Here is an 8,920-nt window from a genome sequence, read left to right on the forward strand (position 1 = left end):
TTCAAGAGATGCTGACTTCAGCGTCGGCCAGCGGAAGTGGCAGCCGCGCCATGCCCACACGTCGGCTCAACCGGATGCAACGTTCCTCCACCACCATACAGAACAGCCACGCCACCAGCAGGCTGCCCAGCACATATGGCAGAAACTGGGCGCGCGCAGAGAGCCGGTCACCTGCCGCGAAGCGCACGGAGAGCAGCACCGTCGGATGCACCAGGTACAGGCTGAACGAGATCAGCCCCAGCCACTGCGCAACCCGGGTGCGGAGAAGCTTCTGCAGCGGCACTGCATGCAGCGAGAGGACGATGACACCGCACGCGCCGATCCCCGCGGACCAGTTCCGCAGCGCCGTCTGCATTGCATGTGTGTGTAACGGCCCGGGCACGTGCGCCAGCACGACCGCGGCCAGGCGCTGATCGAACAGGTAGAGCAGTGCGGACAGCACACTGACTGCATAGGCCAGCTCACGTGGGGTGCGCTGCCAGATGCGTTGCAGCAGGTCACGATGCGCAGCCAGCAGGATGCCGAGAATGAACATGGCGGCGTAATGGCCGGTGATCAGCAGGTTGTAGCGCGCGCTCGTCTCCGGGCTTGCTCCGATCGCGACGACGGACAAGCTCGACAGCAGCAGCGCAGCGCTCATCTTTGCGCCAGCCGACAGGCTCTGGACCGAGCGCACCAGCCACGGCAGCACCGCCGAAATGCGCATCTCCTGCACCAGCGACCAGACAACGAACAGGTATTGCTGCGTACTGAAGACACCGATCAGTGCCACGTGGGCCAGGATCGGCCCCGGCGCCAGGGGCCGCGACCACGTATCGCGCAGCCAGGGTCCGATGTCAGGATGGTTATGCCAGCGCGCGTCTGCGAGCAGTGCCAACGCCAGCGCGCCAAGATACGGTCCGTAGATACGCACCACGCGGCGCAGCAGAAACTGCGGGTATGCCTGTCCGCGCCCGCGGAGATATGGCAGCGCCAGCACCATGCCGCTCAGCACAAAAAACATGGTGACCGCCTCGGGACCGGCGTGGAACGGCAACAAAGCCAGGTTCACCAGTTTGTGCGCGAAGCCCGCAGCCGGGTGTGTTGCCGGCAGCCACATCTCCTGGTAGTGAAAGAGCACGACGGAAAACGCGGCCAGCCCGCGCAGAGCGTCCAGCTCGGGCAAGCGCCGCTGCTCACAGGCAGGGCTCACCGCGCTGGGCGCATGGATCGCGGTGGAAACGTCGTTCTCTTGCCCCTCCGCAGCTCCCGTCCGGCTCATGCCAATACCGGCTCGTAGCTGCGCAACTGCCTCCACCGCTGCATCTCGTCGTTTAAGCCAATGCAGGCAATCACCGCCAGCACCCAATCCATCGTGGTCGCCGTCATCAGCCAGCCATCGTCGATATTGATCAGTACGGTGTAGAACAGGATGCTCAGGTAAAGGCCGACACGCGGCGAGTACGCTGGCGAGCGCAGCAGCCGCGCTCCCTGCGCCAGCGCGCGACCAAACATCGCCAGGATGATCCCGAGCCCGACCAGTCCGGTCTGCAGCGCGATCTCAAGCGGCCCGCTCTCTGCATAGCCGATGTTGGTCCAGTGGATCGCCAGCCCCACGCGGTTGCGCTCAGGATTTTCGAGCGTCCAATACGCGCCGAAGCCATAGCCAAAGAATGGCTGCTTCATCACGGAGCGCCAGACCTCGCGATAGATATCGGTTCGTCCGCTCATGGTGGGATCTTTGTTCAGCGCGTGCGCGATCGCGTCCCAGTTGGCAATGAACAGCGTCCCGCCAATGGCCACGACGCCGATGGTCGCCACCACCAGCAGCATCGCCTCTGCCGGACGCACCCGGCGATAGAGCTTCATCCAGCCAAGAAATCCCAGCAGTGCCAGCGTGCACAACCACGGTCCCTTCGCCTGGCTCATCACCACCATGAAGAGCATCAGCAGGCAATAGAGCAAGCGCCGGCTGCGGCGGTAGCCCGCAGCGAAGACCATCGGCAGCATCAGGTAGGTCGAGCTGATCGCGAGCGTGTTCTTGTGATCGCAGATGCCGTCCCACGCGCCGCCCGCATAGCCGATGAACAGGCCATAGCTGGGCAGAAAAATCACAAACAAGATACTGAGCACGGCCAGGCACATGCCCATGAAGATCAACAGCCGCATCAGCCGCTGCTGCGTCGTGCTGGTGTAGAGATACACGCCCAGCAATGTGCAGACCGTCACCTTGAATGACATCTGCACCGTCACCACCCGATTCACCGACCACAGCGCCGATACAAAGGCCAGCGCCAGGCTTGCGAACAGCAGGCCGTTGCGCTTGAGCGCACTCCAAATGCCCAACCAGCCGACGACTACAAACAACAGCTGGTACGCCGTGTCGACGTAGACCTCGTAATGCGCTCCGCGCGGCCCCACTGCTGACGCACCGAACTGGTACGCCTCATGCGTGCGCGCCGGTCCGGCGATAATCACCGCCTGGTGCGCTATCAGGATGAGAAGCGGCCAGAAGAGCAGCCACGTGCGCGCCTCCGTCCACACCGGCGTGTCAACGACGCTGCGCGCGGCGTGCCAGCCCCCCAGCAGTGGACGCGGCGCTGTGACCTCGACCCGCGTCAGCAAGCGCCGGTCAGGACCAGCTACCGGAAATACGCCTCCTGCCTGGCTCATGCGTGTGGCGGGTTGCCGGGACGGGAATGCCGTGCCGGGACGGGAGCCTTGCGGCTCCGCGCTCTCGTCTCTAATGCAGTGACGATTGCATCGTAATTGCGGTCGGGCTGATAGTTCGCGTCCAGCAGATTGGGCCGCAGCGGCGTCCCCTCGGGCGTCCGCGGGTACGTAGGGTCATCGTGCAGCCCTTCCAGCGTGATCGACGTGGCATACGGCGCCACCAGCTCCACGAACTCGCCGTAACGCTCGGCCACCGCCTGCTCGCGATCCGCAGGCGCGATCCCGCCCGTGTCCACATCGAGCTCCGTAATGTGCACTTCGAGACCCTGCTGGCGCAACTCCTCCATGAAGCGGGTCATGCCCGGCTTGTCCGTCGGGTTCGCGCCATGCAGATGTCCCTGGATGCCCACGCCCGTGATCGGCACGCCGGACTTGTGCAGCCGCAGCGCCAGCGCGAGCAACTGGTCGCGCCGCGTCACCTCGCCCGGCACCGCATGCTCGATATAGCACTCGTTCAGCAGCAGCCGCGCCTTCGGATCGGCAGCCGCCGCTGTGTGGAAGGCGAGGTCGATGTATTCCGGCCCCAGGAAGTCGAGCCACGGCTTCTTGCGCAGCCCATCCGGCCGGTTGTCGTGGTAAATGCACTCGTTCACCACATCCCAGGCATAAATGCGACCGCGGTAGTGCTCAACGACCTTTGTGATATGGCCGGTCAGCACCTGCCGTGCGTTCTGCGCCGTAACCTCTGCGGCAAACCAGCGTGGCAGCGCATTCGACCACACCAGGCAATGCCCGCGAAATTGCAATCCGTGCTGCTCCGCCCAGGCAACAGCGGCATCGCCGCCTGTGAAGTCAAAGGTGTCCGGCGTGGGGCGAAGCCGATTCGAGAACTTCAGGTCGTTGCCATCAGCGATCATGCCGAAGCCCGACGCGATGACGGCGGCCGCCGCTGGCTCAAAGGCCAGTTCGTGCTCCACGGTATAGGTCCCGAGCAGGATGCCGCTGTGCTGCGCTGCCTGCTTCAGACGCAACGCGGGCGCCAGGTCCGGTGCCGGGATGACGGTGCGCGTGCCGGCGTGGAGCGCCTGCGGGAGCGCCAGCGCTGCTGCGCCTGCCGCCAACCCCGCGACAAAGTCACGGCGCGTGACGCGCTCACTCATACGAGCCCTCGGGAAAGAAGAAGCCTTTGAACAGTCCGCGTGTGTGCGCCAGGCAGATGCTGGCATCGCGCCGCCGTCCCCGCGCGCCCACCATCACCACGCGCAGCACGTCGTAGATCATCAGGCTCGCCCAGAGCGTGGGCAGAGAGTGACGCCGCACCAGCCGGCCCATGCCCGCGCCATAGCTGACCGCGCGATCGAGCCCCACTGCACCGCTCATCATGTCGCGCCGCGGATGATGAATGTGGAAGCTCCGGTCGAAGCGGCCGCGCAGACCGGTCGACAGCAGGCGCAGCACGAAGTCCGTCTCCTCGCCGCGCGCCAAGAGCGGGTCGAAGCGCACCCCGCTGCCATTGCCCAGCGCTGCGCCCGACAGGAAGAGGCTGGAGCAGAAGGTGGTGCGCAGGCAGTTCCACGCCGTGATGTCGCAGACATCCTGGATCCAGCGATTGCCGCTCGGAATTCCCTTCTCATCGAGCGCGCCCACCGCCAGCACGGCATACTCCGAGCTCTCCTGAAACCAGCGGTCGATCGCATCCAGCAGTCCGGCCGGGTACCAGCAATCATCATCCGGAAAGGCGATGATCTCCCCACGTGCAGCATCGAGGCCGAGATTCCGCGCCGCCGATACGTTCTGCTCCGCGGTACGAATCACCCGGAGGTCCAGCCGTCCGCGCAACCCATGAGTCAGCGCCAGCACGCGGTCGTCCGTGTTCTGGTCGACCACGATGACCTCGCAGTCCGGGCGGCGCTGCGCGATGATCGAGTCGAGTAGTAACCCGAGCTCCGTGGTGCGGCCGCAGGTGGCGACGATCAGGCTGAAGCGAATCAATGCGCGCCTCCTCGGCCGGCGGAGCGGTGGCGGACCTCAGCGGCTGTCCGGCGATACGTGTCTGCTGGGCAGAATTCGGGCATGATCTCGGGCGCGGCGGTTATGGGTGCGGGTGGCTGATCAATCCGCCCGGCTGGCCGGGCAGAAAGGTCACGGAGATTTCGGTGGCAACGTCGGCTGGCTGGCCTTCCACCATGTAGGGGTGAAACCGGTACAAGCGCGCCGCACTCATCGCGGCAGCCTCGAGTGCGCTGTCGCCCTCGCCGGCATAGAGTGGCTGCACGGTTCCGGTATGACGCACCAGTGCGTGCACCACGACGGTCTTGGCTTTCGTTTGATCCACACCTGGCGGAAACGAGGGCGTCACCATCGTCGTGCAGAGCGCAGCCATGCGTCCGGCCGGGACCGTCACCCGGCCGGGGTGCGTCACGTTGGCGTTCGGACCCGGCGTCTGGGCACGCGCCGCCGTCGGCCCTGCCAGAAGCAGGACAACGGCCAGGGACCCGGGCCGTGTGAACCGCAGTCGCTTAGGGAATGGCATAGATGGCAGCGCTCGAGGTGGAGGCAGCGATCGATGAGCCGGAAAGCGCGATGTTCTTCATCCAGCTGAACGGCACGTAGATGATGTCGTTGGCCTGCAGGTCTATGTCCGGGACCTTGCCCTTTTCCATGTCGTCCAGGCGGATCCGGCTCTCTGTCTGGCCATGGTCGGTATTGCGGATCAGGCGCACCTTCGAGGACACGGCCGTCTTGTTGACCGAACCGGCTCGCGCAATTGCCTGGAGCATGGTCAGGTGCGGGTCGTTCGCCGACATGGCAAAGCCGCCGGGCCGCGCCACGTCACCGAGAATGTACACAATCGGCGCCTTGGGCACGATCACCGTATCGCCGGGCCGCACTACCACCGGGTCGGACAGCATCTTCTCCGGATCGTTCGAGAGCAGATAGCCGATCTCCTCGCCCGTGCCATGACGCCGCAACGTCACCCGGCGATCGGCTAGGTCGGTCACACCGCCGGCCAGCGAGAGCACCTTCAGGATGGGCTGCGATGTCGTCAGCGGATAGGAGCCCGGCGTGCGCACCTGCCCCAGCACCGACACGTCCTGCGACGCGTACTCCTGCACCCGCACACTGACCTGCGGATGGCGCATGACGTTCTTGCTGATCAGCATCGACTGCACCTCGGCCGCCGCAGCTGCCGGGGTCATGCCGGACACCGGCACCTCGCCGAGATACGCCAGCGGAATCTTCCCTGCGTCGGTGACCCGCACCTGCTGTTCGAGTTCAGGTGTGTCGAGCACGCTGATCTGGATCAGGTCGCCCGGCCCGATCAGCAGGCTCTCCGTGCCGGTCGTCGGCAGCGTGGCGAGCTTGGCAGCGGCGGCCGACTGCGCCTGCCCCGGAAGCGCCGGTGCAAGCAGCAGAAGCAGGAGAGCGAAGGCCGGCCCGCGCATCAGACTGCCCTCCGATCCGAACCTGTGGCGGTGTAGCCGTAGTAGCCGTATTCGACGCTCTTCTCGTTGCGGATCCCGTTCAGCACGATCCCGTGCCGTCCCAGGCCCTGCATCTCGAGGATGTGGCAGGTCCGGCTGAGCGAAATGCGATCGGTCTGATTGTGCCGCGCCACGATCACGGTGTAGTCCACCAGCGGACTCAGCACGGCCGAGTCGGTCACCGGCAGTACCGGCGCGCCGTCAATGAAGATGTAGTCGTAGGTGCCGCGCCAGCGATCGAGCAGCGCCAGCATGGCGTCGGAGCCGAGCAGTTCGGACGGCAGCTCCGGCGGCGACCCCGCTGCAAGAAAATCGAGCGTCGCGCCGCGCCCCACCGCCAGCGTCTCCGGCTGAGGCAGGGTGATGCCATCGCTGCTCATCAGGTGCTCAAGGTGCTCGCTCAGACCCTCGGTTGCCGGCCGTCCCAGCCGCTCATGCAATACCGGCGTGCGTAGATCGGCATCCACCAGCAGCACGCGCTTGCCACTCTGGGCGAAGACGGCAGCCAGGTTCACGCTGAGCAGGCTCTTGCCTTCCTGCGGCAGCGAGCTCGTGATCAGCACCACTTGCGGCGGTGGCTGGTCGCCGCGCCGCTGCGTCAGCGTGGTGCGCAGGGCGCGCAACGACTCCGTATACGGAGCCCGCGGTGCGTCCGTCGCAATCATCGGCGCGACATCTGTTGCGAGCGCAAACTTTCCGCCATTCGGCGACAGCAGCGTCACCCGGTCGCCGCCACCGCGCCCGGTCAGCCGCTTGCTCGCGCCCGGATGGTGTGGCAGGAATGCGATGGGTGCGACAAAGCCAAGCGATGGCAGATCGCCGATGCGCTGAATGCGCGTGTCCGTCGCCTCGCGGAACAGTGCGGCGCAGACGGCGAGGAACATCCCGCCGACCATGCCGCCGCCGAGGTAAAGGATCATGTTCGGCTTGGCCGGACGCGCCGGCACCTCGGCCGGATCCACAACCGTGATGTTGCTCGAGCGGAGACCGGCGATCAGGTCGGCCTCTTCCAGCCGCTTCAGCAGGCTCGCGTAGAGCTCCCTGCTCTGCTGCGCCTCCTGGCGCGCAATCTCGTAGCCAACTGCGTTGCCATTCAGCTGCCGCGCCTCGGTCTTCTCCTGGTCATAGGCCGCTCGGTCCCGCGCCTCGACGTTCTGCGCGACTTCATAGTCGTTGCGCGCGCGCGCCTTCAGCCGCTGCGTCTCCTGCGCAATCGACTGGTTGATGTCACGCATCTTTGCTTCCAGCTCCTGGACCTTTGGGTAGCCGGGCCCGAACTTGTCGTTCGCCTCGGCCAGCTCGGCCTGCGCCTGGGCCTGCTGTGCACGGAGCCCCTGCAGCAGGGTCAGCGAGTTGTTCAGCCCGCTCGACGCGCCGCTCGTTGTCGCGCTGCCGGCCAGCCCGGAGATCAGTTCGGGATCGCCATTCTCCACCACCTGGTCGATCGCGCCCTTGACCACACGCGCCGACTCCGCCTGCGCCAGTTGCGCCGTTAGCTGCTGCAGCCGGTCCAGAGCCGGCGTGTAGACCTGCTCGCGGCCTTGCGTGTCGGTCTGCCCCAGCGTGAACATTCCCGAATCATGCTGCAGCGCCACCAGCCGCGCCTGCAGCGCCTCGCTCTGCGCCTTCAGGTCGGCGAGTTGCTTCTGCAGCCACTCGGAGGCCTTGGCCGTCGCCACCTGCCGGGTCTCGAAGTTGTAATTGACCAGATCCTTGACCAGCTCGTTGACGACCGCGGCCGCCACCTGCCGGTCGGAGCTCAGGTACTCGACACTGATCAGCCGGGTGCCGGAGACGGCCTCGACCTTCAGGTGCGACTCGAACGTCTTCACTGCGTGCGTACGGCGGCCCGGAGCCTGGGCCAGCGGTACGTTTTTCGGATCAGGCAGCCCCTTCGTCGCGAACAGGCCCATGGCCCAGCCGATGGGGTTGAACTTGGGCTGGAAGTCTGCCGTCTTTTCGAGGTCGAGTGCTTCGACCACGCGCAGTGCCAGCGCGTCCGACTTGAGGATCTGCGCCTCGGTCTGGAGCGTGATATTCGACTCGATCGCGTCGCCCGCGGCTTCCCCGCCATGGACGCTGTCCATGCCGACCGCGTCGGCGGATTCCTTCTGCACCTGGATCTGCGCGGTTGCTTTATACAGTCGTGTCGCGGTGACAAATGCCGTGATCGCCAGCACCATCGTGATCGCGAACACCAGCGCCATGATCCCGCGACGGCGGCGCAACAACTCCAGCAGGTCCGACAGCGTGAGCTCGCGCGGAGCAGCACCGTGCTGGGGCGGCGGCGTCTGCGGATCCAGCAGCGTCGACAGCGCGTGCGGCGCAGGCGAGGGCAATTCCATACGGTATCTCGTGTCCATCATAGGCAGTTCCTGCTTGCGCGCGGCCCGCGCTCCTCAGCTATGTATCTCCCGCGAACCCCAAAAGGTTCCGGAGGAGGTAGTAAAGAAACAACACGTTTCCGATGAAGTACCGGCGAGCCAGCCGGCGCGGCTCCTGGGCCAGACGGAATGCCCATTCCAGGCCCATGCGCTGCACAAACACAGGCGCCCGCCGAAACTCCCCGGCAATGATGTCCAGGCTGCCCCCCACCCCCACCGCCACCGGCACGTGCAAGGGCCGGATGTGCTCGTCGATGAAGAACTCCTGGGTGGGCGCGCCCAGTGCCACAAACAGAATCGCCGGGTGGCTCCTCTCGACCGATGCGAGCACCTCGCGGCGCTCCTCCACATCGTCGAGAAATCCACGCGGTGGGCAACTCGTGCCCGCGACGTTCAACC

Annotated in this window: 8 protein-coding genes; all 8 read right to left on the reverse strand. The window is 65.7% G+C overall.

Annotated features, from left to right (window positions below; all coding sequences use genetic code 11):
* Nucleotide 1 precedes the first annotated feature (1 nt).
* Nucleotides 2–1,261 carry an acyltransferase family protein gene (locus tag AC5IJH_RS08115; RefSeq protein ID WP_491902307.1) on the reverse strand — a complete coding sequence of 420 codons (1,260 nt, stop codon included), beginning with the start codon at nucleotides 1,259–1,261 and terminating at the stop codon, nucleotides 2–4.
* On the reverse strand, nucleotides 1,258–2,652 hold the full coding sequence (locus tag AC5IJH_RS08120; protein ID WP_491902308.1) for an O-antigen ligase family protein: 1,395 nt from the start codon (nucleotides 2,650–2,652) through the stop codon (nucleotides 1,258–1,260). The genes AC5IJH_RS08115 and AC5IJH_RS08120 overlap by 4 nt, the downstream gene beginning before the upstream one ends.
* On the reverse strand, nucleotides 2,649–3,812 hold the full coding sequence (locus AC5IJH_RS08125; RefSeq protein WP_491902309.1) for an endo-1,4-beta-xylanase: 1,164 nt from the start codon (nucleotides 3,810–3,812) through the stop codon (nucleotides 2,649–2,651). The genes AC5IJH_RS08120 and AC5IJH_RS08125 overlap by 4 nt, the downstream gene beginning before the upstream one ends.
* Complete coding sequence (locus AC5IJH_RS08130; protein WP_491902310.1) at nucleotides 3,805–4,644, reverse strand: glycosyltransferase family 2 protein; 840 nt, start codon at nucleotides 4,642–4,644, stop codon at nucleotides 3,805–3,807. Before AC5IJH_RS08130 ends, AC5IJH_RS08125 begins: the two co-directional genes overlap by 8 nt.
* Nucleotides 4,645–4,744: 100 nt before the next feature.
* Complete coding sequence (locus tag AC5IJH_RS08135) at nucleotides 4,745–5,185, reverse strand: energy transducer TonB (protein ID WP_491902311.1); 441 nt, start codon at nucleotides 5,183–5,185, stop codon at nucleotides 4,745–4,747.
* Nucleotides 5,172–6,098 carry a polysaccharide biosynthesis/export family protein gene (locus AC5IJH_RS08140; RefSeq protein ID WP_491902312.1) on the reverse strand — a complete coding sequence of 309 codons (927 nt, stop codon included), beginning with the start codon at nucleotides 6,096–6,098 and terminating at the stop codon, nucleotides 5,172–5,174. Before AC5IJH_RS08140 ends, AC5IJH_RS08135 begins: the two co-directional genes overlap by 14 nt.
* Nucleotides 6,098–8,503, reverse strand: coding sequence for a GumC family protein (locus AC5IJH_RS08145; protein ID WP_491902313.1), 2,406 nt, complete (start codon nucleotides 8,501–8,503; stop codon nucleotides 6,098–6,100). The genes AC5IJH_RS08140 and AC5IJH_RS08145 overlap by 1 nt, the downstream gene beginning before the upstream one ends.
* A gap of 37 nt (nucleotides 8,504–8,540) precedes the next feature.
* Nucleotides 8,541–8,920: WecB/TagA/CpsF family glycosyltransferase (locus AC5IJH_RS08150; RefSeq protein WP_491902314.1), on the reverse strand; the 380-nt coding region annotated here is incomplete at its 5' end.

It is taken from the genome of Candidatus Dedyshia acidiphila, from assembly GCF_051025295.1.
GTDB lineage: Bacteria > Acidobacteriota > Terriglobia > Terriglobales > Acidobacteriaceae > KBS-83.

Coding starts and splice junctions, on each gene's coding strand:
- AC5IJH_RS08145 (WP_491902313.1), bottom strand. CDS start 8,503: ATGATGGACACGAGATACCGTATGGAATTGCCCTCGCCTGCGCCGCAC.
- AC5IJH_RS08135 (WP_491902311.1), bottom strand. CDS start 5,185: ATGCCATTCCCTAAGCGACTGCGGTTCACACGGCCCGGGTCCCTGGCC.
- AC5IJH_RS08125 (WP_491902309.1), bottom strand. CDS start 3,812: ATGAGTGAGCGCGTCACGCGCCGTGACTTTGTCGCGGGGTTGGCGGCA.
- AC5IJH_RS08140 (WP_491902312.1), bottom strand. CDS start 6,098: ATGCGCGGGCCGGCCTTCGCTCTCCTGCTTCTGCTGCTTGCACCGGCG.
- AC5IJH_RS08120 (WP_491902308.1), bottom strand. CDS start 2,652: ATGAGCCAGGCAGGAGGCGTATTTCCGGTAGCTGGTCCTGACCGGCGC.
- AC5IJH_RS08115 (WP_491902307.1), bottom strand. CDS start 1,261: ATGAGCCGGACGGGAGCTGCGGAGGGGCAAGAGAACGACGTTTCCACC.